The organism is Streptomyces sp. NPDC001194 (assembly GCF_042896985.1).
GTDB lineage: Bacteria > Actinomycetota > Actinomycetes > Streptomycetales > Streptomycetaceae > Streptomyces.
Window position 1 is genome coordinate 602325 of sequence record NZ_JBIAXU010000003.1, and the last position, 25409, is coordinate 627733.

23 protein-coding genes and 5 tRNA genes are annotated in these 25409 nt (G+C 70.9%); 17 read left to right on the forward strand and 11 right to left on the reverse strand.

Annotated elements, in window-relative coordinates:
* Positions 1 to 28 precede the first annotated feature (28 nt).
* Together ACFY1T_RS10905 and ACFY1T_RS10910 are read right to left on the reverse strand one after the other, a co-directional pair.
* A tRNA-Gly gene (locus tag ACFY1T_RS10905) sits at positions 29 to 100 on the reverse strand.
* Between the two features lie 151 nt (positions 101 to 251).
* Complete coding sequence (locus ACFY1T_RS10910; RefSeq protein WP_030857973.1) at positions 252 to 569, reverse strand: Lsr2 family protein; 318 nt, start codon at positions 567 to 569, stop codon at positions 252 to 254.
* Positions 570 to 892: 323 nt separating this feature from the next.
* Here ACFY1T_RS10910 and purS point away from each other — a divergent pair, with 323 nt between their 5' ends.
* From purS to ACFY1T_RS10935, 5 genes are all read left to right on the forward strand, one after another.
* A complete protein-coding gene (purS, locus tag ACFY1T_RS10915) occupies positions 893 to 1144 on the forward strand; it encodes a phosphoribosylformylglycinamidine synthase subunit PurS (protein WP_008740952.1) in 252 nt (83 codons plus the stop codon).
* Positions 1145 to 1146: 2 nt separating this feature from the next.
* Positions 1147 to 1827, forward strand: a complete 681-nt coding sequence (gene purQ, locus ACFY1T_RS10920) for a phosphoribosylformylglycinamidine synthase subunit PurQ (RefSeq protein WP_030857975.1) — start codon at positions 1147 to 1149, stop codon at positions 1825 to 1827.
* Positions 1824 to 4073 (forward strand): phosphoribosylformylglycinamidine synthase subunit PurL, encoded by a 2250-nt coding sequence (gene purL / locus ACFY1T_RS10925; RefSeq protein ID WP_390787864.1) that lies wholly within the window; start codon positions 1824 to 1826, stop codon positions 4071 to 4073. The genes purQ and purL overlap by 4 nt, the downstream gene beginning before the upstream one ends.
* A 137-nt stretch (positions 4074 to 4210) precedes the next feature.
* A complete protein-coding gene (locus ACFY1T_RS10930) occupies positions 4211 to 5002 on the forward strand; it encodes a sterol carrier family protein (RefSeq protein WP_390787865.1) in 792 nt (263 codons plus the stop codon).
* 46 nt (positions 5003 to 5048) lie between these two features.
* On the forward strand, positions 5049 to 5855 hold the full coding sequence (locus ACFY1T_RS10935) for an META domain-containing protein (protein ID WP_390787866.1): 807 nt from the start codon (positions 5049 to 5051) through the stop codon (positions 5853 to 5855).
* Between the two features lie 22 nt (positions 5856 to 5877).
* Here the strand turns inward: ACFY1T_RS10935 and ACFY1T_RS10940 are convergent, their stop codons facing one another.
* Both ACFY1T_RS10940 and ACFY1T_RS10945 read right to left on the reverse strand, forming a co-directional pair.
* Positions 5878 to 7305, reverse strand: coding sequence for a sulfatase-like hydrolase/transferase (locus tag ACFY1T_RS10940; RefSeq protein ID WP_390787867.1), 1428 nt, complete (start codon positions 7303 to 7305; stop codon positions 5878 to 5880).
* Positions 7306 to 7420: 115 nt separating this feature from the next.
* Positions 7421 to 7516, reverse strand: coding sequence for a putative leader peptide (locus ACFY1T_RS10945; RefSeq protein WP_350325720.1), 96 nt, complete (start codon positions 7514 to 7516; stop codon positions 7421 to 7423).
* 147 nt (positions 7517 to 7663) lie between these two features.
* Here ACFY1T_RS10945 and purF point away from each other — a divergent pair, with 147 nt between their 5' ends.
* Together purF and purM are read left to right on the forward strand one after the other, a co-directional pair.
* Positions 7664 to 9181 carry an amidophosphoribosyltransferase gene (purF, locus tag ACFY1T_RS10950; protein ID WP_030160137.1) on the forward strand — a complete coding sequence of 506 codons (1518 nt, stop codon included), beginning with the start codon at positions 7664 to 7666 and terminating at the stop codon, positions 9179 to 9181.
* Between the two features lie 108 nt (positions 9182 to 9289).
* On the forward strand, positions 9290 to 10360 hold the full coding sequence (purM, locus tag ACFY1T_RS10955; RefSeq protein ID WP_390787868.1) for a phosphoribosylformylglycinamidine cyclo-ligase: 1071 nt from the start codon (positions 9290 to 9292) through the stop codon (positions 10358 to 10360).
* Positions 10361 to 10451: 91 nt separating this feature from the next.
* On the opposite strand, the gene ACFY1T_RS10960 is transcribed toward purM, so the two are convergent.
* Both ACFY1T_RS10960 and ACFY1T_RS10965 read right to left on the reverse strand, forming a co-directional pair.
* Positions 10452 to 10718, reverse strand: a complete 267-nt coding sequence (locus ACFY1T_RS10960; protein WP_030857985.1) for a DUF3073 domain-containing protein — start codon at positions 10716 to 10718, stop codon at positions 10452 to 10454.
* A 281-nt stretch (positions 10719 to 10999) separates the two neighbouring features.
* Positions 11000 to 12112 (reverse strand): Leu/Phe/Val dehydrogenase, encoded by a 1113-nt coding sequence (locus ACFY1T_RS10965; protein ID WP_390787869.1) that lies wholly within the window; start codon positions 12110 to 12112, stop codon positions 11000 to 11002.
* Between the two features lie 229 nt (positions 12113 to 12341).
* Here ACFY1T_RS10965 and ACFY1T_RS10970 point away from each other — a divergent pair, with 229 nt between their 5' ends.
* Positions 12342 to 13196 carry a hypothetical protein gene (locus ACFY1T_RS10970; RefSeq protein ID WP_390787870.1) on the forward strand — a complete coding sequence of 285 codons (855 nt, stop codon included), beginning with the start codon at positions 12342 to 12344 and terminating at the stop codon, positions 13194 to 13196.
* A 500-nt stretch (positions 13197 to 13696) separates the two neighbouring features.
* On the forward strand, positions 13697 to 13903 hold the full coding sequence (gene bldC / locus ACFY1T_RS10975) for a developmental transcriptional regulator BldC (protein ID WP_003949541.1): 207 nt from the start codon (positions 13697 to 13699) through the stop codon (positions 13901 to 13903).
* A gap of 507 nt (positions 13904 to 14410) precedes the next feature.
* Here bldC and ACFY1T_RS10980 read toward each other — a convergent pair.
* Positions 14411 to 14484, reverse strand: a tRNA-Asp gene (locus ACFY1T_RS10980).
* A gap of 69 nt (positions 14485 to 14553) precedes the next feature.
* Positions 14554 to 18489 (reverse strand): ATP-dependent RNA helicase HrpA, encoded by a 3936-nt coding sequence (hrpA, locus tag ACFY1T_RS10985; protein WP_390787871.1) that lies wholly within the window; start codon positions 18487 to 18489, stop codon positions 14554 to 14556.
* A gap of 118 nt (positions 18490 to 18607) precedes the next feature.
* Here hrpA and ACFY1T_RS10990 point away from each other — a divergent pair, with 118 nt between their 5' ends.
* Genes ACFY1T_RS10990 through ACFY1T_RS11000 form a run of 3 tightly spaced genes read left to right on the forward strand, consistent with a single transcriptional unit; the run spans position 18608 to position 20722 of the window.
* A complete protein-coding gene (locus ACFY1T_RS10990; RefSeq protein WP_390787872.1) occupies positions 18608 to 19012 on the forward strand; it encodes a hypothetical protein in 405 nt (134 codons plus the stop codon).
* A gap of 55 nt (positions 19013 to 19067) precedes the next feature.
* Positions 19068 to 19862 carry a DsbA family protein gene (locus tag ACFY1T_RS10995; protein WP_390787873.1) on the forward strand — a complete coding sequence of 265 codons (795 nt, stop codon included), beginning with the start codon at positions 19068 to 19070 and terminating at the stop codon, positions 19860 to 19862.
* Positions 19859 to 20722 (forward strand): cytochrome c biogenesis CcdA family protein, encoded by an 864-nt coding sequence (locus ACFY1T_RS11000; RefSeq protein WP_390787874.1) that lies wholly within the window; start codon positions 19859 to 19861, stop codon positions 20720 to 20722. The genes ACFY1T_RS10995 and ACFY1T_RS11000 overlap by 4 nt, the downstream gene beginning before the upstream one ends.
* Before the next feature lie 36 nt (positions 20723 to 20758).
* Here the strand turns inward: ACFY1T_RS11000 and ACFY1T_RS11005 are convergent.
* The 3 genes from ACFY1T_RS11005 to ACFY1T_RS11015 all read right to left on the reverse strand — a co-directional run bounded on the left by ACFY1T_RS11005 (position 20759) and on the right by ACFY1T_RS11015 (position 21042).
* Positions 20759 to 20835, reverse strand: a tRNA-Phe gene (locus ACFY1T_RS11005).
* A gap of 22 nt (positions 20836 to 20857) precedes the next feature.
* Positions 20858 to 20931: transfer RNA gene (locus ACFY1T_RS11010), tRNA-Asp, on the reverse strand.
* A 38-nt stretch (positions 20932 to 20969) separates the two neighbouring features.
* Positions 20970 to 21042, reverse strand: a tRNA-Glu gene (locus ACFY1T_RS11015).
* Between the two features lie 127 nt (positions 21043 to 21169).
* Between ACFY1T_RS11015 and ACFY1T_RS11020 the strand changes: the two genes are divergently transcribed.
* The 5 genes from ACFY1T_RS11020 to ACFY1T_RS11040 form a co-directional block, all read left to right on the forward strand.
* A complete protein-coding gene (locus tag ACFY1T_RS11020) occupies positions 21170 to 21520 on the forward strand; it encodes a metallopeptidase family protein (protein WP_390787875.1) in 351 nt (116 codons plus the stop codon).
* Positions 21517 to 22023 carry a fluoride efflux transporter FluC gene (locus ACFY1T_RS11025; protein ID WP_390787876.1) on the forward strand — a complete coding sequence of 169 codons (507 nt, stop codon included), beginning with the start codon at positions 21517 to 21519 and terminating at the stop codon, positions 22021 to 22023. Before ACFY1T_RS11020 ends, ACFY1T_RS11025 begins: the two co-directional genes overlap by 4 nt.
* Positions 22020 to 22394 (forward strand): fluoride efflux transporter FluC, encoded by a 375-nt coding sequence (locus ACFY1T_RS11030; protein WP_390787877.1) that lies wholly within the window; start codon positions 22020 to 22022, stop codon positions 22392 to 22394. Before ACFY1T_RS11025 ends, ACFY1T_RS11030 begins: the two co-directional genes overlap by 4 nt.
* A gap of 164 nt (positions 22395 to 22558) precedes the next feature.
* Positions 22559 to 23071: a hypothetical protein gene (locus ACFY1T_RS11035; protein ID WP_390787878.1), complete on the forward strand. Its 513-nt coding sequence runs from the start codon at positions 22559 to 22561 to the stop codon at positions 23069 to 23071.
* 277 nt (positions 23072 to 23348) lie between these two features.
* A partial coding sequence (locus ACFY1T_RS11040) for a DEAD/DEAH box helicase (protein WP_390787879.1) occupies positions 23349 to 25409 on the forward strand: 2061 nt, incomplete at its 3' end.

The window sequence follows — 25409 nt, forward strand, 5'->3', positions numbered from 1 at the left end:
CACCGGAGTGGTCGGTAAAGCGTTGCAGAGCGGGTGACAGGGATCGCACACTGCGCCTTCCCCCTGGAAGGGGGATGTTCTGCTACTGAACTACACCCGCACGACCTTCGGGGCTTTGACCTGCGGCCTCGCCCCTCGGCGTGATCCACACACTAGCGGATCGGAGGGGGTGGATGGCAAATCGGCCCCCGGCAGGCCCCGTTAGAGGCCCTCGGCGGGGCCCCCGGCAGGCGCCGGTGGCCCCGGTGGACTCAGTGGGCCTCGTTGTACGCCGCGTACACCCGCTTCGGGATGCGGCCGCGCGGCGGCACGTCGAGGCTGTTGGACCGGGCCCAGGCGCGGACGACCGCCGGGTCCGGGGCCAGCGAGGTGTGCTTGTACGTCTTCCCGGAACGGGCCTGCCGGCGCCCGGCCGCCACGAAGGGCGCGAGGCTCTTCCGCAGTTTCTTTGCGTTGGCCAGATTGAGGTCGATCTCGTAGGACTTACCGTCCAGGCCGAACGTGACCGTTTCCGCCGCTTCTCCGCCGTCGATGTCGTCGGAGATCGTGACTACTACGCGCTGCGCCACGGATATCGGTCCCTTCGTGCGACGCCGCCCACCCATCGGGACGTGCGGTGATGTCGCCTGTGTGGATGTTTCGGAGCAATGCGTGATTCCGCTGGAATCTTGGTGGAATCCTTTGTACCGCGATTCCCATTGCATTGCGAAGCCCAGTTAATTGTCTCCGCGTGTCCCGCCGCAATCCCGGGTGCGTGTTTTTCCGGTGGATTTTGCGAAGCGTTGGTGAAGCCGAAACGGGCTGTCTGATGCGCCCGAGGGATATCTACCCGCGTAGAAATTTCGGCCGGGTACGCTGAGGGAACCGCCTTCGCACCAACCACCCATCGGGAGTGCCAGTGGCACGCGTCGTAGTCGACGTCATGCTCAAGCCGGAGATCCTCGACCCTCAGGGCCAGGCGGTGCAGCGTGCACTGCCGCGCCTTGGCTTCGAGGGCATCGCCGACGTCCGCCAGGGGAAGCGCTTCGAACTGGAAGTGGAGGGACCGGTCGACCAGGCCGCCCTCGACCGCATCCACAAGATGGCCGAAACGTTCCTCGCCAACACCGTCATCGAAGACTTCACCGTGAAGGTCGAGGCCTGACGGTGACCACTCGCATCGGAGTCGTCACGTTCCCCGGAACGCTCGACGACCGTGACTCGCTGCGCGCCGTCCGCCTCGCGGGGGCCGAGCCCGTCTCGCTGTGGCACCGCGACAAGGACCTGCACCAGGTCGACGCGGTCGTCCTCGCGGGCGGCTTCTCCTACGGGGACTACCTGCGCGCCGGAGCCATCTCCCGGTTCTCGCCGGTGATGGAGACCATCATCGAGCAGGCCAAGGCCGGCATGCCGGTCCTCGGCATCTGCAACGGCTTCCAGATCCTCACCGAGGCCCACCTGCTGCCGGGGGCGATGCTCCGGAACAACCACCTGCACTTCATCTGCCGCGACCAGAAGCTGCGGGTGGAGAACGCGGAGACCGCGTGGACCGGCGACTACACCGCCGGCCAGGAGATCTCCGTACCGCTCAAGAACATGGACGGCCGGTACGTGGCCGACGAGCGCGTCCTCGACGAGCTCGAGGCCGAAGGCCGCGTGGCCTTCCGGTACGTGGACGTGAACCCGAACGGGTCGCTCCGCGACATCGCCGGCATCACCAACGCCGCGGGCAACGTGGTCGGCCTCATGCCGCACCCCGAGCACGCGGTCGAGCCGCTGATCGGGACGGGCCGCACCGACGGCCTCCCGTTCTTCACCTCGGTCCTGAAGAAGCTGGTCTCCGCATGAGCCTCGACACCGTCAAGAACGCCACCGAGACCCCGGACGCCTCCCAGCCCTGGAAGGAACTCGGCCTCAAGGAGGACGAGTACGCCCGGATCCGGGAGATCCTCGGCCGCCGCCCCACCGGCGCCGAGCTCGCCATGTACTCGGTCATGTGGTCCGAGCACTGCTCGTACAAGAGCAGCAAGGTCCACCTGAAGCAGTTCGGCGAGAAGGTCCCCCAGAACGACGCCATGCTCGTCGGCATCGGCGAGAACGCGGGCGTCGTCGACGTCGGCCAGGGGTACGCGGTCACCTTCAAGGTCGAGTCGCACAACCACCCCAGCTACATCGAGCCCTACCAGGGCGCGGCCACCGGCGTCGGCGGCATCGTCCGCGACATCCTCGCCATGGGCGCCCGCCCGGTCGCGGTCGTCGACCCGCTGCGCTTCGGCGCGGCCGACCACCCCGACACCAAGCGCGTCCTGCCGGGCGTGGTCGCGGGCATCGGCGGCTACGGCAACTGCCTCGGCCTGCCGAACATCGGCGGCGAGGTCGTCTTCGACGCCTGCTACCAGGGCAACCCGCTGGTCAACGCCGGCTGCATCGGCGTGATGAAGCACGAGGACATCCACCTCGCCAAGGCCTCCGGCCCCGGCAACAAGGTCATCCTCTACGGCGCCCGCACCGGTGGCGACGGCATCGGCGGCGTCTCGGTCCTCGCGTCCGAGACCTTCGACGACGCCAAGCCCACCAAGCGCCCCGCCGTCCAGGTCGGCGACCCGTTCCAGGAGAAGCTCCTCATCGAGTGCACCCTGGAGATCTTCAAGGAGAAGCTGGTCGCGGGCATCCAGGACCTCGGCGGCGCCGGGCTCTCCTGCGCCACGTCCGAGCTGGCCTCCGCCGGTTCCGGCGGCATGCGCGTCGAGCTGGACACCGTCCCGCTGCGCGACGCGACGCTCTCGCCCGAGGAAATCCTCATGAGCGAGTCGCAGGAGCGCATGTGCGCGATCGTCGAGCCGCAGCACGTGGACCGCTTCATGGAGATCTGCGAGAAGTGGGACGTCATCGCCACCGTCATCGGTGAGGTGACCGACGGCGAGCGCCTGGAGATCTTCTGGCACGGCGAGCAGATCGTGGACGTGCCCCCGGGCACCGTCGCCCACGAGGGCCCGGTCTACCACCGCCCGTACGCGCGCCCCGAGTGGCAGGACGCCCTCCAGGCCGACGACGCGGGCAAGCTGCCCCGGCCGCAGACCTCCGAGGAGCTCCGCGCGCAGGTCCTGGCGCTGGTCTCGTCCCCGAACCAGGCCTCGAAGTCCTGGGTCACGGACCAGTACGACCGCTTCGTCCAGGGCAACACGGTGCTCTCGCAGCCCGAGGACGCCGGCATGGTCCGCATCGACGAGGAGACCAACCTCGGCGTGGCCATGGCCACCGACGGCAACGGCCGCTTCGCGAAGCTCGACCCGTACACGGGTGCGCAGCTCGCGCTGGCGGAGGCGTACCGCAACGTGGCCGCGACCGGCGCCAAGCCGCTCGCCATCTCCGACTGCCTGAACTTCGGCTCGCCCGAGGACCCGGGCGTCATGTGGCAGTTCGCCGAGGCCACCCGCGGTCTCGCGGACGGCTGCCTGGAGCTGGGCACCCCGGTGACCGGCGGCAACGTCTCGCTGTACAACCAGACCGGTGAGACCGCGATCCACCCGACCCCGGTCGTGGCGGTCCTCGGTGTGATCGACGACGTCAACCGGCGCACGCCGATGGCGTTCGCCGAGGCCGGCCAGCTGCTGTACCTGCTGGGCGACACGGCCGAGGAGTTCGGCGGTTCGGCCTGGTCCCAGGTCGTCCACGACCACCTCGGCGGCATGCCGCCCAAGGTGGACCTGGGCCGCGAGAAGCTGCTCGGCGAGATCCTGATCTCGGCGTCCCGCGACGGCATGGTCGACGCGGCGCACGACCTGTCCGACGGCGGCGTGATCCAGGCGCTCACCGAGTCCTGCCTGCGCGGCGGCAACGGTGCGCGGATCGTGGTGCCCGAGGGCCTGGACGCCTTCACCTTCCTGTTCTCCGAGTCCGCGGGCCGGGCCATCGTGGCCGTCCCGCGCAGCGAGGAGCTCCGCTTCACCGACATGTGCGGTGCACGCGGCCTGCCGGCCACCCGCATCGGCGTGGTGGACGGCGAGGAGATCGAGATCCAGGGCGAGTTCAGCATCCCGCTCGCGGAACTGCGCACCGCGCACGAGACGACGATCCCGGCGCTGCTCGCCTGATCCCGCGCTCGTTCCCGAGCCCCCGTCCGGAGTCCTCGAGTCCTCCGGGCGGGGGCTCCGGCGTTGTCGGGTGCGCCCGGTGCCGTCCGGTGTTGCGTGCCCGGTCCGCTGTCCGCCCCGGCGGATAGGGTCGGGCCATGCCACCCGCCAAGAAGAGGGCGCGTACCTACGACGCCGTGAAGATCCGGGCCGCGGTCGCCGCGCAGTTCGGGCATGTGGGCGATGCCGTACGGGAGTTGGGCGAGGAGCAGCTCGCGCGGCCCAGTGGGGTCGGGGAGTGGAGCGTCGCCGAACTCGCCGCGCACATCGCCTGGATCGCGCACTCGCTGGCCGCCGGGCTGGCCCGGCCCCCGGCCGCCGTACCGGAACTGACGGCCGTCGAGTGGCCCTTCGCCACCGCGTCGCTCGCCGGGAAGATCGCCGAGGCAGCCAAGGAGACCCTGGGCGGCGCCCCGCTGCCCGAGCTGTACGAGCGCGCCGGCGCCCGCATGGCCGAGGAGCTGGCCGCGAACCCGGGCAGCCGGGTGATGGACCTGTGGATCGGGGACATGACCCTGGCCGACTTCCTGGTCACCCGGACCGTGGAGCTGGTGGTCCACACCGACGACCTCAACCGGGCGCTCGGGGCGGACATCCCGATCGAGAGGCAGGCCCTGGCGGCCTGTACGCGGCTGCTCGCCGACGCCCTCGCGCTGAAGGCGCCGGGCGGCTCGGTGGAGGTGCGGATCCCGCCGTTCGCCGTGGTCCAGTGCATCGAGGGGCCCCGGCACACCCGCGGCACCCCGCCGAACGTGGTGGAGACGGATCCGCTGACCTGGATCCGGCTGGCCACGGGGCGTACCGACTGGGCCACGGCAGTGGAGGACGCGCAGGTCAGGGCCAGTGGTGAGCGGGCCGACCTGTCGGCGCTGCTCCCGGTCATGAGCTGAGGTGCCCGGCGTGGAACCGGCGCCGCGCGGGATCCGTCCCACGTGCATGCGTACCTTCCGGCACGTCCCCGCCCCCGCGGGTGTGGCCCTCGTCCTCGCGCTCGCCCTGGCCGCCTGCGGCCGGGCCGAGGACGGTGGGAGCGCCGTGCTCCCCGACCCCGTGGGTTCCTGGACCGTCGAGTCCCTGACCACGGGCGGCCGGACCCTGCACGCGCCCGACACCGCCCGCCTCACGATCGGCCCGGACCAGGTCAAGGGGAACTACGGCTGCAACGGCTTCTCGGCGGCTGCGGCCTTCTCCGGAACCTCGGCGGTGACCGTCACACCCGGTGCCACGAGCCTCATGGCCTGCGCGGACATGGAGTTCGAGACGGCCTTCGCCAAGCTGTTCCGGGGGAGGCTGACCATCGACCGGGGGCCCGACCGGCTCACCCTGAAGACCGCCGACGGGAGCACCATCGCCATGACCTCGACGCCCGCGGAACCGGACGCCCCGCTCACCACGACCCACTGGACCGTGGAGGCCCTGGTGAGCGCGGGGACCGTGGCCTCCCTGCCCGCCGGGGCCGCCGGGAAGGCGCAGTTCACCATCGCCGCGGACTCCTCGGTGAGCGGCAGCCTCGGCTGCAACCGGTTCAGCGCCAAGGCCACCGTGGAGGGTTCCTCGGTCGTCTTCGGGCCGCTCACCTCGACCAGGATGGCCTGCGAAGGCCCGGTGGGCGAGGTGGAGCGGACCCTGACCGGTCTCTTCGGCAGCGGCCCGCTCACCGCGAAGGTCGAGGGCCGGACCCTCACCCTCACCGCGTCCGACGGCAAGGGCCTGGTCGCGAAGGCGGCGTCGGCCGCGGAATGACCCGTCCGGCCGGCGGATCCCGTCAGCCCGGGTACGGCAGCAGCCCCGCGTCCACCTTCTCCCAGGCCGCGCGCAGCTCCGCCAGCCGGGCCGGCTCCAGGGCCGCCCTGTCGGCCTGTTCCCGGACGTCCCCGGCCAGGTTGAACAGCTGGTCCCGGCCGGTCTTGCCGCGGTAGTACTTCCAGTCGCCGCGGCGCAGGGCCCGCTCCCCGCGCACCCGCCAGAACAGGTTCCGCTCCGCGGGCCTCTCGCCGCGCAGCAGGTATCCGGCCAGGCTCACCCCGTCCAGCGGGTGGGCCGGGTCCGGCCGGGTCCCGGCCAGCTCCAGCAGGGTCGCCGTCCAGTCCGGGGTGAACACCGGAACCCGGCTGACCTGGCCGCCGTCGATCCGGGCGGGCCAGCGCACGATGTTCGGCACCCGGATCCCGCCCTCCTGCAGGGAGGCCTTGTTGCCCGAGAGCGGCCAGTTGTAGGAGAAGCGCTCGCCGCCGTTGTCGCTGGAGAAGAAGACCAGGGTGTCGTCCGACTGGCCGGAACGCTCGAGGGCCTTCAGGACCTGGCCGACCGAGCGGTCGAGGTCCTCGACCATCTGCTTGTACTTCTCGACGGAGCCGCCGTCCTGGTGCCACAGGGCCCGCGCGTCGCCCGCCTTGATCCGCCGCTCGACCTCGGCGCTCGCCGCGGTGTCCCCGTCGGCGATCCAGGGCCAGTGCGGGGTGGTGAAGTTGAGGTTCAGCAGCCAGGGCTTGCCGTGGTGGTCGCGGGAGACGTACTCGCTCGCGCGCTCGGTCAGGATCCGCGTGTAGTAGCGCAGGTCCTTGTACTCGGCGTCGCCCTCGTAGAGGTCGTACTCCCCGCCCAGGCCCAGCTTGGAGTAGTACTCCAGGGCCCCGCCGAAGTTCCCGAAGAACTCGTCCCAGCCCGACTTGGTGGGGCTGTAGTCGGGCAGGTAGCCGCAGTGCCACTTGCCGATCAGCGCGGTCGCGTAGCCGGAGGCGCGCAGCAGCGAGGCGAGCGTCGGGTGGGTCGGCTCCAGGCCCGCCGACTTGTCGGCGATGGGCTCCGCGAGCCCGCCCGCGGTCCGGCCCGGGTAGCGGCCCGTGTACAGGCTGAACCGGGTCGGGGAGCAGGTGGCGGAGCCGGAGTAGGCGTCGGTGAAGCGGACCCCCTGGCGGGCGAGCCGGTCGAGGTTCGGGGTCTTGATGTGCGGGGAACCGTACGAGGAGAGGTCGGCCCAGCCCAGGTCGTCGCCGAGGATGAACAGGACGTTCGGACGCCGCGAACGGCGGCCGCGGGCGGCCTGGAACGGACGCTCCTCGGGGCCGGTCGGAGCGACGTCGGAGGCGGCGGCGGCCGGGCCGGCCCCGAGCCCCACCGCGGCGGCCGCGGCGGTCGCTCCGACGGCGCTTCCGAAGGCCCGGCGGGACAGATTGCTGTTGTACGAAGACACGAGTACTCCAAGGCACGGCTCGGCGGCCCCGCCCCGGGCGGGCGCGGGACGGCGCGCGGCACGGCGGGGCGGGGCTCGGCGGAGCGAAAGGGAGAAAGGGGAGGGAGAGTTGTGGCTACGCAGAACAGCGACAGATGGCGCTCGCGACACGGACCAGGTCTACGTGGCGGCGCTCGACGAGGGTGACGGAACGGTCACCGAGAGGCTGCATGAGGCGAGAGCCTGTACGAATACCTTCGTAGATGTCAACAAAGGCTCCGAATAGCGAGACAGAGTCACGTCGTCACCCTCTGTGCTGTGACATTTCCCGGCCATCCCCAATTCGGACCAGTGGTCGATCTCGCCTACACTCGGAAGCGTGCCTCGTGGTGATGGACGACTCAACCACGACCTGCTCCCCGGCGAAAAGGGCCCCCAGGACGCTTGCGGCGTCTTCGGTGTCTGGGCTCCGGGTGAAGAGGTCGCCAAGCTCACCTACTTCGGACTGTATGCGTTGCAGCACCGTGGACAAGAGTCCGCGGGAATCGCTGTGAGCAACGGTTCCCAGATCCTCGTCTTCAAGGACATGGGCCTCGTTTCCCAAGTCTTCGACGAAACCTCTCTCGGCTCGCTCCAGGGTCATATCGCGGTCGGTCACGCCCGCTACTCGACCACCGGAGCCTCCGTCTGGGAGAACGCGCAGCCCACTTTCCGCGCGACCGCCCACGGCTCCATTGCCCTGGGTCACAACGGCAACCTGGTGAACACCGCCGAGCTCGCCGAGATGGTCGCCGACCTCCCCCGTCAGGACGGCCGCGCCACCCAGGTGGCGGCCACCAACGACACCGACCTGGTCACCGCCCTGCTGGCCGGCCAGACGGACGACGACGGCAAGCCCCTGACGATCGAGGAGTCGGCCACCAAGGTCCTCCCGAAGGTCAAGGGCGCCTTCTCGCTCGTGTTCATGGACGAGGGAACGCTCTACACCGCCCGTGACCCGCAGGGCATCCGCCCGCTGGTCCTCGGCCGCCTGGAGCGCGGCTGGGTGGTCGCGAGCGAGACCGCCGCCCTCGACATCTGCGGCGCCAGCTTCGTCCGCGAGGTCGAGCCGGGCGAGCTCATCGCGATCGACGAGAACGGTCTGCGCACCTCTCGCTTCGCGGAAGCAAAGCCCAAGGGCTGTGTCTTCGAGTACGTCTACCTGGCGCGCCCGGACACCGACATCGCCGGCCGGAACGTCTACCTCTCGCGTGTCGAGATGGGCCGGCGCCTGGCCAAGGAAGCCCCCGTCGACGCCGACCTGGTGATAGCGACACCGGAATCCGGCACGCCCGCCGCAGTCGGCTACGCCGAGGCGAGCGGGATCCCGTACGGCTCCGGCCTGGTCAAGAACGCCTACGTGGGCCGGACCTTCATCCAGCCCTCGCAGACGATCCGCCAGCTGGGCATCCGGCTGAAGCTCAACCCCCTCAAGGAAGTCATCCGGGGCAAGCGCCTGGTGGTCGTCGACGACTCGATCGTCCGCGGCAACACCCAGCGCGCCCTGGTCAAGATGCTCCGCGAGGCCGGCGCGGCGGAGGTCCACATCCGGATCTCCTCGCCGCCGGTGAAGTGGCCGTGCTTCTTCGGCATCGACTTCGCCACCCGGGCCGAGCTGATCGCCAACGGCATGACGGTCGACGAGATCGCCACGTCGCTCGGCGCGGACTCGCTCTCGTACATCTCGCTCGACTCGATGATCGAGGCGACGACCATCCAGAAGCCCAACCTCTGCCGTGCCTGCTTCGACGGCGAGTACCCCATGGAGCTGCCCGACCCGCAGCTCCTGGGCAAGCAGCTCCTGGAGAGCGAGCTGGCCGGCGGCACCGACGCCGCCGACGCGCTCCGGCGCCCGTAGCGCCGCGACCCGCGACCCCGGCTCCACCTGCGCCGGGCCCTGTCTTTACGAGTGCTTCTCCCAGGGCCCGGCACCACCCGCAGTAACGACACGAAAGCTCTCCCTGTCATGACAGAGAAGACCACCGGTGCCAGCTACGCAGCCGCGGGCGTGGACATCGAAGCCGGAGACCGCGCGGTCGAACTGATGAAGGAGTGGGTGAAGAAGACACAGCGCCCCGAGGTCCTCGGCGGCCTCGGCGGATTCGCCGGCCTCTTCGACGCCTCCGCCCTCAAGCGCTACGAGCGCCCGCTGCTGGCCTCCGCGACCGACGGCGTCGGCACCAAGGTGGACATCGCCCGCCAGCTCGGCGTGTACGACACCATCGGCCACGACCTCGTCGCGATGGTCATGGACGACATCGTCGTGTGCGGCGCCGAGCCGCTCTTCATGACCGACTACATCTGCGTGGGCAAGGTCCACCCCGAGCGTGTCGCGGCGATCGTCAAGGGCATCGCCGAGGGCTGCGTCCTCGCCGGCTGCGCCCTCGTGGGCGGCGAGACCGCCGAGCACCCGGGTCTGCTGGGCCCGGACGACTTCGACGTGGCGGGCGCCGGCACCGGTGTCGTCGAGTACGACCGCCTCCTCGGCGCGGATCGCATCCGTACGGGTGACGCCGTCATCGCGATGGCATCGTCCGGCCTTCACTCGAACGGGTACTCGCTGGTCCGGCACGTCCTTTTCGACCGCGCCGGCATGTCGCTCGACCAGCACGTGGAGGAGCTCGGCCGGACCCTCGGCGAGGAGCTCCTGGAGCCCACCAAGATCTACTCGCTGGACTGCATGGCTCTCACCCGTACGGCCGAGGTCCACGCCTACTCGCACATCACCGGCGGCGGCCTCGCGGCGAACCTGGCCCGGGTCATCCCGGACCACCTGCACGCCACGGTCGACCGTTCGACCTGGGCCCCCGGCGCGATCTTCGACCTGGTCGGCAAGGCCGGTCGGGTGGAGCCGCTGGAGCTGGAGAAGACCCTGAACATGGGCGTCGGCATGATGGCCGTGGTCCCGCAGGAGTCGGTGGACGTGGCGCTGACCGCGCTGGCCGACCGGGGCGTGGACGCCTGGGTCGCGGGCGAGATCCTGGACCGCGAGGACCGTACCGAGGGCGCGACCCTGACCGGTTCCTACGCGAGCTGAGACGGCCGGGGCAACACTGAAACCCGGTCCGGGGGCGAGGCCCCGGACCGGGTTTCAGTGTTTGTTGCTTTCGTGCAGACGCGAAAAAGCGTCAAGCGCCGCGACGCTGTGCCGACGGACCGGACTCGTCGTCCTCGTCGTCGTCATCGCTGTTGTACAGATCCGCGTACTTGGCGTACGGGTCGTCGTCGTCATCCAGATCGTCATCGACTTCGACCGGCTCGCTGACAGGCAGCAGCGGATCCGTCGGCGATGCGCCCAGCTCATTGGCCAGACGCGAGAGGTCAGTCCCGCCGCTGTTGTACTTCAGCTGGCGGGCGACCTTTGTCTGCTTGGCCTTGGCCCGGCCGCGCCCCATGGCTCGACCCCCTCGGTGACGGGGCTCGACGGCCCCAGAGTCTGACACGCGTTCATGGTTCGGAGCGGGCTCTCCGTGGAGAGACCGTCCGTAGGGGTTTAACGGTACCTGCTTCCGCGGCCATACGGTACGCCGCCCGCATGACGTGCCCCGGAGCAGGACCAATGAGGCGCCCCGTCCTCGCTGGTCAGCTGCGATTTTAACCCTTTCCTGGCGGGCGACCCGCCGAAGTGCAGTGAGTTCCGTCTCGCCGCAACCCCGGCGGGCGCACGCAGGGGGTGTTACAGGGTCGCGGAGGCGCCCTTCGCGGCCTTCGCCGCGCGGGCGTCCGCCATCCGCTGCTCGGCGATCCGGTCGGCCGCCGCGGCCGGCGGGATGCCGTCCGCCTTCGCACGAGCGAAGATCTCCAGCGTGGTGTCGAAGATCTTCGTCGCCTTCGCCTTGCAGCGGTCGAAGTCGAAGCCGTGCAGCTCGTCGGCGACCTGGATGACCCCGCCCGCGTTCACCACGTAGTCGGGCGCGTAGAGGATCCCGCGGTCCGCGAGGTCCTTCTCCACGCCCGGGTGGGCGAGCTGGTTGTTCGCGGCGCCGCACACGACCTTGGCGGTCAGGGCCGGTACCGACTCGTCGTTCAGCGCGCCGCCGAGGGCGCAGGGGGCGTAGATGTCCAGGCCCTCGGTGCGGATCAGCGCGTCCGTGTCGGCAGCGACGGTGACCTGCGGGTGCTTGTCGAGGACGCGGCGCAGGGACTCCTCGCGCACGTCCGTGATCACGACCTCGGCGCCGTCCTCCAGGAGGTGCTCGACCAGGTAGTGGCCGACCTTGCCCACGCCGGCCACGGCGACCTTGCGGCCGCGCAGCGTCGGGTCGCCCCACAGGTGCTGGGCGCTGGCCCGCATGCCCTGGAAGACGCCGAAGGCGGTGAGGACCGAGGAGTCGCCGGCGCCGCCGTTCTCGGGGGAGCGGCCGGTCGCCCAGCGGGTCTCGCGGGCCACGACGTCCATGTCCGCCACGTACGTGCCGACGTCGCAGGCCGTGACGTAGCGGCCGCCGAGGGACTCCACGAACCGGCCGTAGGCCAGCAGCAGTTCCTCGGACTTCAGTACGTCGGGGTCGCCGATGATGACGGCCTTGCCGCCGCCGAGGTCGAGACCGGCGAGGGCGTTCTTGTACGACATGCCGCGCGAGAGGTTCAGCGCGTCGAGGACGGCCTCCTCGTCCGAGGCGTACGCGTGGAAGCGCGTACCGCCGAGGGCGGGGCCCAGGGCGGTGGAGTGGATCGCGATGACGGCCTTCAGGCCGGAGGCTCGGTCCTGGCACAGCACGACTTGCTCGTGGCCGCCCTGTTCCGTGCGGAACAGGGTGTGCAGGACGCCGTCGGTCATTTCGGTCACGGTGGTGACTCCCATGGAAGAGATGCGGCGGAATGACGCCCGCCCTGCGGGTGGGGGAGGGCGTGCTGGGAGCAGAGTAAGACCTGCGGGCCGTGCGCAGGTGACCTGTCCGGAGATCGGGACACTCCCGGGGTGCGGGGGCCTCCCGCCGGGGGCCCGCCGGGGGCCGGGCCGGCGGCAGGCCGGCGCCCGGCGAGTAGCTCCCGGCGGGGCGGGGGAGTACGAGAGCGTGAGCGAATCCTCCGACCCCAAGCTGCCCGCGGCGCGCTCGGCGCCGACCGTCCCGTACGCCTCCTACCTGCGCGTCTACGAGCCCTTGGCGGCCTTCGCGGAGCCGGAGCGCACGCACTGGGCCTCGTACGCCCGGCGCGGGGTGGTGGCGACGGCCCAGGACGAACTGCGACGCTCCCTCTCCGACTTGGTCCGGGTCCCGGTGGTGGGGGTGCCGGCGCACGAGAGCGCGGACGCCTTCACGGCGGAGGTGGACGGGGTGCTGCTGGTCTGCCCGTGGCGGACCAGACTGCGCGGCTGGCTGGCGCTCCAGGAGCTCGTCGACCAGTTCCCGCTCCCGGTCCTGGACGCGGCCCTCCCGCCGGGCGCGCGGCGGCGTGCGACGGAGGAGTACGAGCGCTGGCGCGAGCGGAACCCGGACGCGCGCCCGTGGATCCGCACCGGGGTGTGGCAGGTGCCGCTGCGCTGGTTCGTGCTGGTGGCCGACGAGGAGCGGGAGTACCTGCCGGGCGAGCGGATGCGCTACCGGACGCCGATGGTGCAGGCCCGGCGGCGGCTCGCCCGGGCGCTGCGCATCCTGCGGGAGGCCGAGGGGTACGCAGGGCTCGCGGAGGGGCTGGTGGACGTCGGCAGCTGGCTGGAGGAGTTCCACCCGCGCTCGATGGTCGAGCTGGACTACGGGGGCCTGGTGCACGCCCTGCCGGCGGACCGGCTGCGCACCGACCGGTCGGCCCGGGACGTGGCGGCGGGGATCGCGGCGCTGCGGGCCGGGAACGGGACGGCGGCGGCGCAGACGTACGCGGAGCTGGCGGAGCGCTGGCGGGAGGTCCGGGAGAGACTGTTCGCCAACTGACCCCCGAGCGGGCCCCCCGATTTCTTGATCGCGGCGCTTTCGGGCCTTAGTTCCAGGACCTACGTCCCGATACGGGCCATTGACTCAAGCGTGACGGACCGCACTATCTACACCCTTGCGCCCTTCCCCTACCCTCGTGCCAAAATAGGACAAGGAGTCCGGGGAGGGTTCCTTCCACCCAACTTTGGGCGGAATGCTCGGCATTGCACTCTACGGGGGGTCCTGACGACTCCTGATCGCTCTGTGACTGATCGTCACAGTGGGGTGACTGTCCGTTATGGGACGGTCCATCGGCTTCCGCCGCTGATGAACACCTCGGAGGGCAATTCCATCGGTTTGGCCGTCACGGCTGGACGGATGGTGTAGTTGTAGTGCCGAGGACAAGCCGTTCGTCCTATAACCGACTCGGCCCGCGTATGTCCATTTCGGGCAACGCGGGCCAAGGTGCAGAATTTAGAGGAAAGAACCGAGATGGTTCGGTTCTCCCGAGGAGGCCGCTCATGACCGCTCGCACCCCTGATGCCGAGCCGCTGCTGACCCCGGCTGAGGTTGCCACGATGTTCCGCGTGGACCCGAAGACGGTCACCCGCTGGGCCAAGGCTGGCAAGCTCACGTCCATCCGCACCCTGGGTGGACACCGCCGATACCGCGAGGCCGAGGTTCGCGCTCTGCTCGCGGGAATTCCGCAGCAGCGCAGCGAGGCCTGAGGTCGCGCAAGCACCCCGCTTTACCGGGCTTGAATCGGGTCCCCCAATCCGATGAAACCCAAAGTCTTCAAACGCCTGGACCTGCCCCAACAGGTTCTTGTCGTCGGATCGCGCTGGACTCCGCCGGGTCCAGCGCGATCCTTTTTTATGCCCGGAGGGGGGTGGGGCCGGGTCCGCGCGGGAGGCCCACAGGGTGGGTGCCATTGCACATATTAAATTGAGCGCGCGTATGGGTGCGATAAATGTGCGAGTCTCAAAAACTCATGTGGTGACTCCCGTCACAGGCAGTAACTCTTGTGCAACCCGCAATGCACCCGTAAGGGGACGTGTGTCGCAGAGTGCCTCATGCGGACGGGGGATCTTTCGCCGGGTGCCCCAGGAGGCCGGGGTGCTCCGGAGGCCCGGGGAGGTTCCCGGAGGCCCGGGCGTCCCCCGGGGCCCGGGCGTTCCCGGAGGGGCAAACGAAGCAGGGCCCGCATCTCGAGGATGCGGGCCCTGCTCTTCTTGCGAACCTGACGGGACTTGAACCCGCGACCTCCACCTTGACAGGGTGGCGAGCTAACCAACTGCTCCACAGGTCCTTGATTTGCGGCCGCTCGGCGGCTGCGAATCAGACTGTACCCCAGCTCAGGGGGTGCAGTCGAACCCGATCAGCGGGCCGGTCCGGGGGCCGCCGCGTCCACCGCCTTCACGATGCGCTTGTCGGAGATCGGGTACGCCGTCCCGAGCGCGTGCGCGAAGTAGCTGACCCGCAGTTCCTCGATCATCCAGCGGATGTCGGTGACCGCGGACGGCACCGGCCGACCCTTCGGCAACTGCTCCAGCAGCCACGCGTACTCGTCCTGCATCTCGTGCACCTTCTGCATGCGCGTGGTGTCGCGCTGGGCGCCCGTCGGCATCTGCTGGAGCCGCCGGTCCACCGCCACCAGGTACCGCATCAGGTCCGGCAGCCGGCGCAGGCCCGTCAGGGTCACGAAGCCCGCCGGCACGAGGGCCGCCAGCTGCGTCCTGACGTCCTGCACGTTCGCCACCAGGGCCAGGCTGTTCGTGGCCTTCAGACGGCGCTCACAGGCCTGCCAGGCGGCCAGGACCTGCTGCACCTGGGCCACCGTCCGCACGGTCGTGTCCACCAGGTCGGCGCGGACGGCCTCGTAGAGGGCGCGGAAGGACGCCTCGTCCCAGGCCGGGCCGCCGTGGTCGGCGATCAGCTTGTCGGCCGCGGCGGTCGCGCAGTCGTCGAACAGCGCCTGGATGGAGCCGTGCGGATTGCGGGACAGGGCCAGCTTCTGCTGGTTGGTCAGGTGGTCCGAGGCGAACTTCGCCGGGTTCACCGGGATGTTCAGCAGGATGAGCCGCCGCGTGCCCAGCCACATCGCCTGCTGCTGCTCGGCCTCCGTGTCGAAGAGCCGTACGGACACGCTCGTGCCCTCGTCCACCAGCGCCGGGTACGCCTTCACCGGCTGTCCGGCCCGCCGGGTCTCGAAGACCTTGGTCAGCGTGCCGATCGTCCAGTCGGTCAGCCCGGTGCGCTCCAGCGACTCCCCGCCCGCGCGCTCGGCGGTGGCGGCGGCCGCCTTGGAGAGGGCCTGGCGGGCCTTCGGCTTCAGCTTCAGCCGCAGGGCCTCCAGGTCCTTGTCCTCGGCGAGGTTCTTGCGACGCTCGTCGACGATCCGGAAGGTGATCTTCAGGTGGTCCGGGATGCGGCCGAGGTCGAAGTCCTCGGCGGTGACCGGGACCCCGACCATCCGCTGGAGCTCGCGCGCCAGGGTGACCGGCAGCGGCTCCTGCAGCGGCACCGCGGAGTCCAGGAAGCGGGTCGCGAAGTTCGGTGCGGGCACGTAGTGCCGGCGGATCGGCTTCGGCAGCGAGCGGATCAGCTCGGTGACGACCTCTTCCCGCAGGCCCGGGATCTGCCAGTCGAAGCCCTCGTCGGTGACCTGGTTCAGCACCTGGAGCGGGATGTGGACGGTCACGCCGTCCGCGTCCGCGCCGGGCTCGAACTGATAGGTCACCCGGAACTTGAGCTGCCCCTGGCGCCAGGAGTCCGGGTAGTCGGCCTTGGTGACCCCGGCCGCCTTCTCGGTCAGCAGCATCTCGCGCTCGAAGTCGAGGAGTTCGGGCTCCTCGCGCTTCTTGTGCTTCCACCAGGAGTCGAAGTGCGCGCCCGACACGACGTGGTCGGGGATGCGCTGGTCGTAGAAGTCGAAGAGGGTCTCGTCGTCGACCACGATGTCGCGGCGCCGCGCCCGGTTCTCGAGCTCCTCCACCTCGGTGAGGAGCTTGCGGTTGTCGGCGTAGAACTTGTGGTGCGTGCGCCAGTCGCCCTCGACCAGCGCGTTGCGGATGAACAGCTCGCGCGAGACCTCGGCGTCGATCCGGCCGTAGTTGATCTTCCGCTGGGCGACGATCGGCACGCCGTACAGCGTGACCTTCTCGTACGCCATGACGGCCGCCTGGTCCTTCTCCCAGTGCGGCTCGCTGTACGTGCGCTTGATCAGGTGCTGGGCGAGCGGCTCGACCCACTCCGGCTCGACCTTGGCGTTGACCCGGGCCCACAGCCGCGAGGTCTCCACCAGCTCCGCCGACATCAGGAACTTCGGCTGCTTCTTGAAGAGCGCCGAGCCCGGGAAGACCGCGAACTTGGCGGACCGGGCCCCCAGGTACTCGTTCTTGTCGGTGTCCTTGAGGCCGATGTGCGAGAGCAGGCCGGCCAGCAGCGAGATGTGCACGCTCGTCTCGGGGGCGTCCGCCTCGTTGACATGGATGCCCATGCCCTTGGCGACCGTGCGCAGCTGCGAGTAGATGTCCTGCCACTCGCGGATCCGCAGGAAGTTCAGGTACTCCTGCTTGCACATCCGGCGGAACGAGGACGAGCCGCGCTCCTTCTGCTGCTCGCGGATGTAGCGCCACATGTTCAGGAACGAGAGGAAGTCGCTGGTCTCGTCCTTGAAGCGGGCGTGGTTCTGGTCGGCCTGGGTCTGCTTGTCCGAGGGCCGCTCGCGCGGGTCCTGGATGGACAGGGCCGCCGCGATGACCATGACCTCGCGGACGCAGTTGTTCTTGTCCGCCTCGACGACCATGCGGGCCAGGCGGGGGTCCACGGGGAGCTGGGAGAGCTGGCGGCCCATCGGGGTGAGCCGCTTCTTGTGATCCTTCTCGGCCGGGTCCAGCGCACCGAGCTCCTGGAGCAGCTGGACGCCGTCGCGGATGTTGCGGTGGTCCGGCGGGTCGATGAAGGGGAACTTCTCGATCTCGCCGAGGCCGGCCGCGGTCATCTGGAGGATGACGGAGGCCAGGTTGGTGCGCAGGATCTCGGCGTCCGTGAACTCGGGCCGGGAGAGGAAGTCGTCCTCGGAGTAGAGCCGGATGCAGATGCCGTCGCTGGTACGGCCGCAGCGGCCCTTGCGCTGGTTGGCGCTGGCCTGGGAGATCCGCTCGATGGGCAGCCGCTGCACCTTGGTGCGGTGGCTGTAGCGGGAGATCCGGGCGTTGCCCGGGTCGATCACGTACTTGATGCCGGGGACGGTGAGGGAGGTCTCTGCGACGTTGGTCGCGAGAACGATCCTGCGCCCCGTGTGCTGCTGGAAGACGCGGTGCTGCTCGGCGTGCGAGAGGCGGGCGTAGAGCGGGAGCACCTCAGTGAAGCGGAGGTTCCGCTTGTTCAGCGCGTCCGCCGTGTCGCGGATCTCGCGCTCGCCGGAGAGGAAGACCAGGACGTCGCCGGGGCCCTCGGACTGGAGCTCGTCGACGGCCTCGCAGATCGCGGTGATCTGGTCGCGGTCGCTCTCCTCGCTGTCGTCCTCCAGGAGCGGTCGGTAGCGCACCTCGACGGGGTACGTACGGCCGCTGACCTCGACGATCGGGGCTTCGCCGAAGTGCCGGGAGAACCGCTCCGGGTCGATCGTCGCCGAGGTGATCACGACCTTGAGGTCGGGGCGCTTGGGCAGCAGCTGGGACAGGTAGCCCAGCAGGAAGTCGATGTTGAGGGACCGCTCGTGGGCCTCGTCGATGATGATCGTGTCGTACGCGCGCAGCTCGCGGTCCGTCTGGATCTCGGCGAGCAGGATGCCGTCGGTCATCAGCTTCACGAAGGTCGCGTCCTGGTCCACCTGATCGGTGAACCGGACCTTCCAGCCGACCGTCTGGCCGATCTCGGACTTCAGCTCCTCGGCGATCCGTTCCGCGACCGTGCGGGCGGCGATCCGGCGGGGCTGGGTGTGACCGATCATGCCCCGGACGCCGCGCCCCAGCTCCATGCAGATCTTGGGGATCTGCGTGGTTTTGCCGGAGCCGGTCTCACCGGCGACGATCACGACCTGGTGGTCGCGTATCGCCTCGGCGATCTCGTCCTTCTTCTGGCTGACGGGCAGGTTCTCGGGATACGTGACCTCCGGCATCCGCGAGGCACGGCCGGCCAGTCGCGCGGCGGCCTTCTCGGCCTCCGCGGCGATCTCGTCGAGCACGGCCTGCTTGGCCTCGGGCTTTCGGATGCGGCGGGCGCCTTCGAGGCGGCGGCCGAGGCGGTGCGCGTCACGGAGGGAGATCTCACCGAGAAGCGTCTGCAGGGCGGCGAAGGAAGTAGACATACCTGATCGAGGATCTCACCCGCGGGTGCCGGGTGGCGAACGCATTTGTGCCCCCTCCCCGTACCATTTCGGGACGAGATCGCCTGAACCGACCCGATGACCCAGTGAGAGGCCTGCCATGTCCCGCGTCCGTGGTGTGTGGTGGCTGCTCGCTGCCGTCATCGCGGTGCTGGTCGGGTGCGCTGTGTCCGCGGCGGCACTACCGGCCGCGGGTTCCGCTTCCGCTCGGGTCCCGGCTCCGGTTCCGGGCGCGGCGGCCGCTCCGGCCGTTGCTCCGGCCGCCGCTCCGGTCCACGCCGCGGCCTCCGCCGACCGGGGGCCCTCGTGCGATCCCGGGACCCGGGACCACGGCCAGGCCCCGGGCGTGCCGCCCCGCAGCGGAGGGGAGCACGCCCACGCCCCGGTGGGGCGGCCCGCCGTGGAACAGGCGTGGGCGGATCGGGTGGCGCCGGTGCGGGTGCTCGTACGGGGGCCGGACCAGCCTGCTCCCGGCCCCGTGGAGCTGTCCGTGATGCGGGTGTAGAGGACCGGCCCTCCCGCCGGTCCACCCTCACCACCCGCAGCTCTGGAGCACCCGTATGTCCTCTTCCCCTTCCCGTCCGCGTTCTTCTTCCTCTTCCTCTTCCGCATCCGCGCGCAAGCGGCTGCTGATCTCCGCCGGCGTCGCGGTCGCCGCCGTCACCCTCGGGATCGTGTCCTGGCAGGCCACCGCGCCCGAGGACAGGCCCGCCCGGACCTCCTCCGCGGCCGCGGACGCGCCCAAGGGATCCGACGTCCACGCCGAGCTGGCGAAGCTGGCCCGCCGCGAGTCCGGCGACAAGCTGGCCGCCGGCCGGGCGGACGCTCCCGTCGTGCTGATCGAGTACTCCGACTTCAAGTGCGGCTACTGCGGCAAGTTCGCCCGCGACACCGAACCCGCACTGGTGAAGAAGTACGTCGAGGACGGCACCCTGCGCATCGAGTGGCGCAACTTCCCGATCTTCGGCGCCGACTCCGAGGCCGCCGCCAAGGCCGCATGGGCGGCGGGGCAGCAGGACCGGTTCGCGCAGTTCCACGCCGCCGCGTACGCCGACGGGGCCAAGGAGAAGGGCTTCGGCCAGGAGCGGCTGCTGGAGCTGGCCCGTGAGGCCGGGGTCCCGGACCTGGACCGCTTCCGGCAGGACATGGCCGGCGAAGGCGCCGCGGCCGCCCTGCGGAAGGACCAGGAGGAGGGCTACCGCATCGGGGTCACCTCCACCCCGTCCTTCCTGGTCAACGGCCGGCCGATCGCGGGCGCCCAGCCCCTCGACGCCTTCGCCGCGGCGATCGCCCAGGCGAAGGCCCAGGCGCGGCCCGAGGGCGCCGGGCAGGCCGACGGCCAGGCCGCCCGGTGACCGGCGTCGGCGACATCGGGTACCTGGCCGCGCTGCTGGGCGGGCTGCTCGCGCTGCTCAGCCCGTGCAGCGCCCTGCTGCTGCCCGCGTTCTTCGCGTACTCGATCGACTCCACCTCGCGGCTGCTGGCGCGCACCGGGATCTTCTACGCGGGCCTCGCGAGCACCCTCGTACCGCTGGGCGCGGCGGGCTCGTACGCCGGGCGGTTCTTCCACGGCAACCGCGACGGGCTCGTCCTGGCCGGCGGCTGGCTGATCATCGCGCTCGGGGTCGCGCAGATCCTGGGCCTGGGCTTCGCCTCGCAGCGGATCTCGGAGCTGTCGGGGCGGATCCGGCCGACCACCGTCCTGTCGGTGTACGCGCTGGGCGCCGTCTACGGTCTGGCCGGGTTCTGCGCCGGCCCGATCCTCGGCAGCGTCCTGACCGTCGCGGCGGTCAGCGGCAGCCCGGTCTACGGCGGCCTGCTGCTGGCCGTGTACGCGTTGGGGATGGCCGTACCGCTGTTCCTGCTGGCCCTGCTGTGGGAGCGGTTCGACCTGGGCCGGCGGCGCTGGCTGCGCGGGCGGGCCGTGCGGGTGGGCCGCTTCGAGCTGCACACCACCTCGCTGCTGTCGGGGCTGGTCTTCATCGCCCTCGGCGCGCTGTTCCTCGCGTACGACGGGGCGAGCGCGCTGCCGGGGCTGCTCGACGTGGACGACTCGTACGCGGTGGAGCAGCGGGTCCGGACACTGGCGGACGCGGTTCCGGACTGGGCGCTGCTCGGGCTGGTGGCGGCGGGAGCGGCGGCGGTCGGCGTGACGCAGTGGCGCCGCGGCGAGCGCCGGGAAGGCCGGGAACGCCGGGAGAGGGAGAACGGGTAACGCAGAAGGCCCCGTCCGGTGGACGGGGCCTTCTTGTGGTGGCTGGGGCCGGGGTCGAACCGGCGACCTATCGCTTTTCAGGCGATCGCTCGTACCAACTGAGCTACCCAGCCACGAGACCGTTTCCGGCCTCAGCGATCCTGACGGGACTTGAACCCGCGACCTCCACCTTGACAGGGTGGCGAGCTAACCAACTGCTCCACAGGACCTTGCAGTGTGCGAGACAAGTCTTGCACACGGTAATGCGTACCCCCAACGGGATTCGAACCCGTGCTACCGCCTTGAAAGGGCGGCGTCCTGGGCCACTAGACGATGAGGGCTAAAGGCCCGCCGGGCACTTCTTCAGCGCGTCGGGGACGTGAGAAGCATATGGGATCCGGGGAGCTATCGCCAAAACGGTTTCTCCCCGCATGCGGGAGGTGCCCCCGCCGGAGGGACAATGGCCCGGTGCTGGAGATGACGCGCGAGGAGTTCGAAGAGCTCGTCGCAGAGGCCCTGGACCGCATCCCGCCGGAGCTGACGCGGCTGATGGACAACGTGGCGGTGTTCGTCGAGGACGAACCGCCGGCGGACGACCCCGAGCTGCTCGGTCTCTACGAGGGGACCCCGCTGACGGACCGCGGCGAGTGGTACGCCGGGGTGCTGCCGGACCGGATCACGATCTACCGGAACCCCACGCTGCGGATGTGCGAGGACCGGGAGGGCGTGATCGCGGAGACGGAGGTCACCGTGGTGCACGAGATCGCCCATCACTTCGGGATCGACGACGAGCGGCTGCACGCGCTGGGATACGGGTGACCGGGCCGGGCGGGGACGGCGCGGCGGAGGCGATCGATCCGGACGTCGACCTCCATGTGCCCGGGCAGCGCGCCGAGAGGCGGGGCCCCGTGCTCGCCGCGATCGCGGTGGGCGGAGCGCTCGGGGCCTCGGCGCGGTACGGGGCCTCGCTGCTGTGGCCGGCCGCCGGACCCGGGGCCTTCCCGTGGACGACCTTCTGGACGAACGTGATCGGCTGCGCGCTGATCGGCGTGCTGATGGTGCTGATCAGCGAGGGCGGCCGGACGCCGCCGCATCCGCTGGTCCGGCCGTTCGCCGGGGTCGGGGTGCTCGGCGGGTTCACCACGTTCTCCACGTACGCGGTGGACTTCTCGCGGCTGCTGGACGCGGGGGAGGCGGGGCGCGCGCTGGCGTACGCCGGGCTCACGGTGGCGGCGGCGCTGGGCGCGGTGTGGGCCGGGGCCGCGGTGACCCGCCTCGCGGCCGGTCTTCCCGTACGGAGCGGCCCGCGGAGGCTCAAGTGAACTGGCTGCTTGTGGTGGTGGGCGCCGTCGTGGGGGCGCCGCTGCGCTATCTGACGGACCGTGCGGTGCAGGCGCGGCACGACTCGGTCTTCCCGTGGGGGACGTTCGTGGTGAACGCAGGCGCGTGCCTGGTGCTCGGGGTGCTGACCGGGGCGGTGCTGGCCGGTGCGGCCTCCGAGCGGATGAGCCTGCTGCTGGGTCCGGGGCTCTGCGGGGCGCTGAGCACGTACTCGACGTTCTCGTACGAGACGCTGCGGCTGTACGAGCGCGGCTGGCGGTTCCTGGCGGCGGCGAACGTGGCGGCCTCGGTGCTGGCGGGGCTGGGTGCGGTGACGCTGGGGTCGCAGGTGGCGCGGCAGTTGTTCGCCTGAGGCCGCGGGCGTGGGGCCGCTGTCGGCCCGAGCCGTGGGGCCGGGCGGTGTCTCCGAGGGCGTGTCCCTTACGGGGTAAAGGGAGTTGGGCACATTGACCCGCTCTCCGCGGACCCTGACCGCCCACCTCCGGCCGCCGCCGGGGGACCCCCAGGAGGTGCCCCGTGCGCCAGTTGTCCGCTTCCCTCCGGCTGGCCGCCGCCGCGCTCGCGGTCGCGGCCACGGCGGGCTGCATGAGCGTCGGCGAGGACGGCGCGAAGCCCGGGCCCTCCTCGCCGGCGGACCGCAAGGCGGCCGCGGAGGCGACCGGGGGCTCCGTGTCCGGCAAGGGCTCGGGGGCGCGCGGCGGCCACGGCTCGAAGCCGGGTGCGGCGGGCGAGGAGGGCAGGCCGGCCGAGGACGGCAAGGCGTCCGGCGCCACCGGGGCCTCCCCCAGCCCGGGGGCGCCCGCCGGCCGGCCCGGGGCCCCCTCGCCGTCGGCCGGCCCGGGTGGCGGGCCCGGCGGCCAGGGCGGACAGCAGCCGACCTCGGGCGGATCCGGAAGCGGGGGTTCCGGTGGGGCGCAGGTCACACCGCCGCCCGCCCAGTCGCCGACCCCGCAGCCGCCCGTGACTTCGCCCACTCCGCCGGCCCAGACGCCCCCGGCTCCGGACCCCAGCCCGACGCCCTCTTCGTAGCCGCGGGCCCCTCCCGGGGTCGACATCGGGAGGGCGCCGGGCTCCCGGATCGGGGGAATCGTCGCAGGTCAGGGTGGATCTGGCCGAAGCGACTTGCCAGACCCGGGGGAGGGTGCGTATGGTTATAGATCGTTTGATCCCATTGCCCGGCGCCGAATCCGAAGAGCGCCGTGTGGCGCGTACTCTCCCTAGCCGTGGCTGACCGCATTGAGGCGGTCGATTTGCGATTCACGGAGTTTGGGCGCGTGCCGAGACTCCGGAAGGTTTCGCATTTCGCATGTCCATTTCCAGTTCTGACCGTGCCGTCATGCCCGAGAACGACTCGAACGAGCTCGTCGACGCCGTCGAGGCCCTTGTGGTCACCGAGGCGATCGAGGCCGCTGAGGCGGACGAGATCATCGAGGCCCTTGAGGCCGACGTGACGACCGACCAGTCCATCGACGCCGAGGCGGACGACGCCGACGCCGAGCCCACCATCACCTTCGGCGACCTCGGTCTGCCCGAGGGCGTCGTGCGCAAGCTCGCGCAGAACGGTGTCACCTCCCCCTTCCCGATCCAGGCCGCGACCATCCCGGACGCCCTGGCCGGCAAGGACATCCTCGGCCGCGGCCGCACCGGCTCCGGCAAGACCCTCTCCTTCGGTCTGCCGACCCTGGCCCGCCTGGCCGGTGGCCACACCGAGAAGAAGAAGCCCCGCGCGATCATCCTCACGCCGACGCGTGAGCTCGCGATGCAGGTCGCGGACGCCCTCCAGCCGTACGGCGACGTGCTCGGCCTCAAGATGAAGGTCGTCTGCGGCGGTACGTCCATGGGCAACCAGATCTACGCCCTCGAGCGCGGCGTCGACGTCCTCGTCGCCACCCCGGGCCGTCTGCGCGACATCATCAACCGCGGCGCCTGCTCCCTGGAGAACGTCGAGGTGGCCGTCCTCGACGAGGCCGACCAGATGGCCGACCTGGGCTTCCTGCCCGAGGTCACCGAGCTGCTCGACCAGATCCCCGGCGGCGGCCAGCGCATGCTCTTCTCCGCCACCATGGAGAACGAGATCGGCACCCTGGTCAAGCGCTACCTGTCCAACCCCGTCACGCACGAGGTCGACAGCGCGCAGGGCAACGTCACGACCATGACGCACCACGTCCTCGTCGTGAAGCCGAAGGACAAGGCGCCGGTCACGGCCGCCATCGCAGCCCGCAAGGGCCGCACCATCATCTTCGTCCGCACCCAGCTGGGCGCCGACCGCATCGCCGAGCAGCTCGTCGAGGCCGGCGTGAAGGCCGACGCGCTGCACGGCGGCATGACGCAGGGCGCCCGTACCCGCGTCCTCGCGGACTTCAAGGACGGCTACGTCAACGCGCTCGTCGCGACCGACGTCGCCGCCCGAGGCATCCACGTCGACGGCATCGACCTGGTCCTGAACGTGGACCCGGCCGGCGACCACAAGGACTACCTGCACCGCTCGGGCCGTACCGCCCGTGCCGGCAAGTCCGGTGTCGTGGTCTCCCTGGCCCTGCCGCACCAGCGCCGCCAGATCTTCCGCCTGATGGAGGACGCGGGCGTCGACGCCTCGCGCCACATCGTCCAGGGCGCCGGCGCCTTCGACCCCGAGGTCGCCGAGATCACCGGTGCGCGTTCGCTCACCGAGGTCCAGGCCGACTCCGCGAACAACGCCGCCAAGCAGGCCGAGCGCGAGGTCGCCGACCTCACCAAGCAGCTCGAGCGCCTGACGCGCCGCGCCGCCGAGCTCCGCGAGGAGGCCGACCGCCTGGTCGCCCGCTCCGCCCGTGAGCGCGGCGAGGACCCGGAGGCCGCTGTCGCCGAGGTGGCCGAGGCCGCCGAGGCCGAGGTCGCGGCCGCCGTCGCGGCCACGCCGGCCGCCGAGGAGCGCCCGTCCTTCCAGGCGCGCGACGACCGCGGCAACTACGAGCGCCGCGACAACCGTCGTGACGACCGCGGTGGCGACCGTGGTGGTGACCGTGGCGGCTTCCGCCGTGACGACCGTCCCTCCGGTGGCTTCCGCTCCGGCGGCGACCGTCGTGACGACAACCGTGGTGGCGGCTTCCGTCGCGACGACCGTCCCTCGGGCGGCTTCAACCGTGACGACCGCGGTGGCGACCGTGGCGGCTTCCGCCGCGACGACCGTCCCTCCGGTGGCTTCCGCTCCGGCGGCGACCGTCCCTCCGGTGGCTTCCGTCGCGACGACCGTCCCTCGGGCGGCTTCAACCGTGACGACCGCGGTGGCGACCGTGGCGGCTTCCGCCGTGACGACCGTCCCTCCGGTGGCTTCCGCTCCGGCGGCGACCGTCGTGACGACAACCGTGGTGGCGGCTTCCGTCGCGAC

Bases quoted from the DNA above. Each gene is read 5' to 3' on its own strand.
- purL (WP_390787864.1), top strand. From the start codon at position 1,824: ATGAGCCTCGACACCGTCAAGAACGCCACCGAGACCCCGGACGCCTCC.
- ACFY1T_RS10930 (WP_390787865.1), top strand. From the start codon at position 4,211: ATGCCACCCGCCAAGAAGAGGGCGCGTACCTACGACGCCGTGAAGATC.
- ACFY1T_RS10935 (WP_390787866.1), top strand. From the start codon at position 5,049: ATGCGTACCTTCCGGCACGTCCCCGCCCCCGCGGGTGTGGCCCTCGTC.
- ACFY1T_RS10945 (WP_350325720.1), bottom strand. From the start codon at position 7,516: ATGCAGCCTCTCGGTGACCGTTCCGTCACCCTCGTCGAGCGCCGCCAC.
- purM (WP_390787868.1), top strand. From the start codon at position 9,290: ATGACAGAGAAGACCACCGGTGCCAGCTACGCAGCCGCGGGCGTGGAC.
- ACFY1T_RS10960 (WP_030857985.1), bottom strand. From the start codon at position 10,718: ATGGGGCGCGGCCGGGCCAAGGCCAAGCAGACAAAGGTCGCCCGCCAG.
- bldC (WP_003949541.1), top strand. From the start codon at position 13,697: ATGACCGCTCGCACCCCTGATGCCGAGCCGCTGCTGACCCCGGCTGAG.
- hrpA (WP_390787871.1), bottom strand. From the start codon at position 18,489: ATGTCTACTTCCTTCGCCGCCCTGCAGACGCTTCTCGGTGAGATCTCC.
- ACFY1T_RS10990 (WP_390787872.1), top strand. From the start codon at position 18,608: ATGTCCCGCGTCCGTGGTGTGTGGTGGCTGCTCGCTGCCGTCATCGCG.
- ACFY1T_RS10995 (WP_390787873.1), top strand. From the start codon at position 19,068: ATGTCCTCTTCCCCTTCCCGTCCGCGTTCTTCTTCCTCTTCCTCTTCC.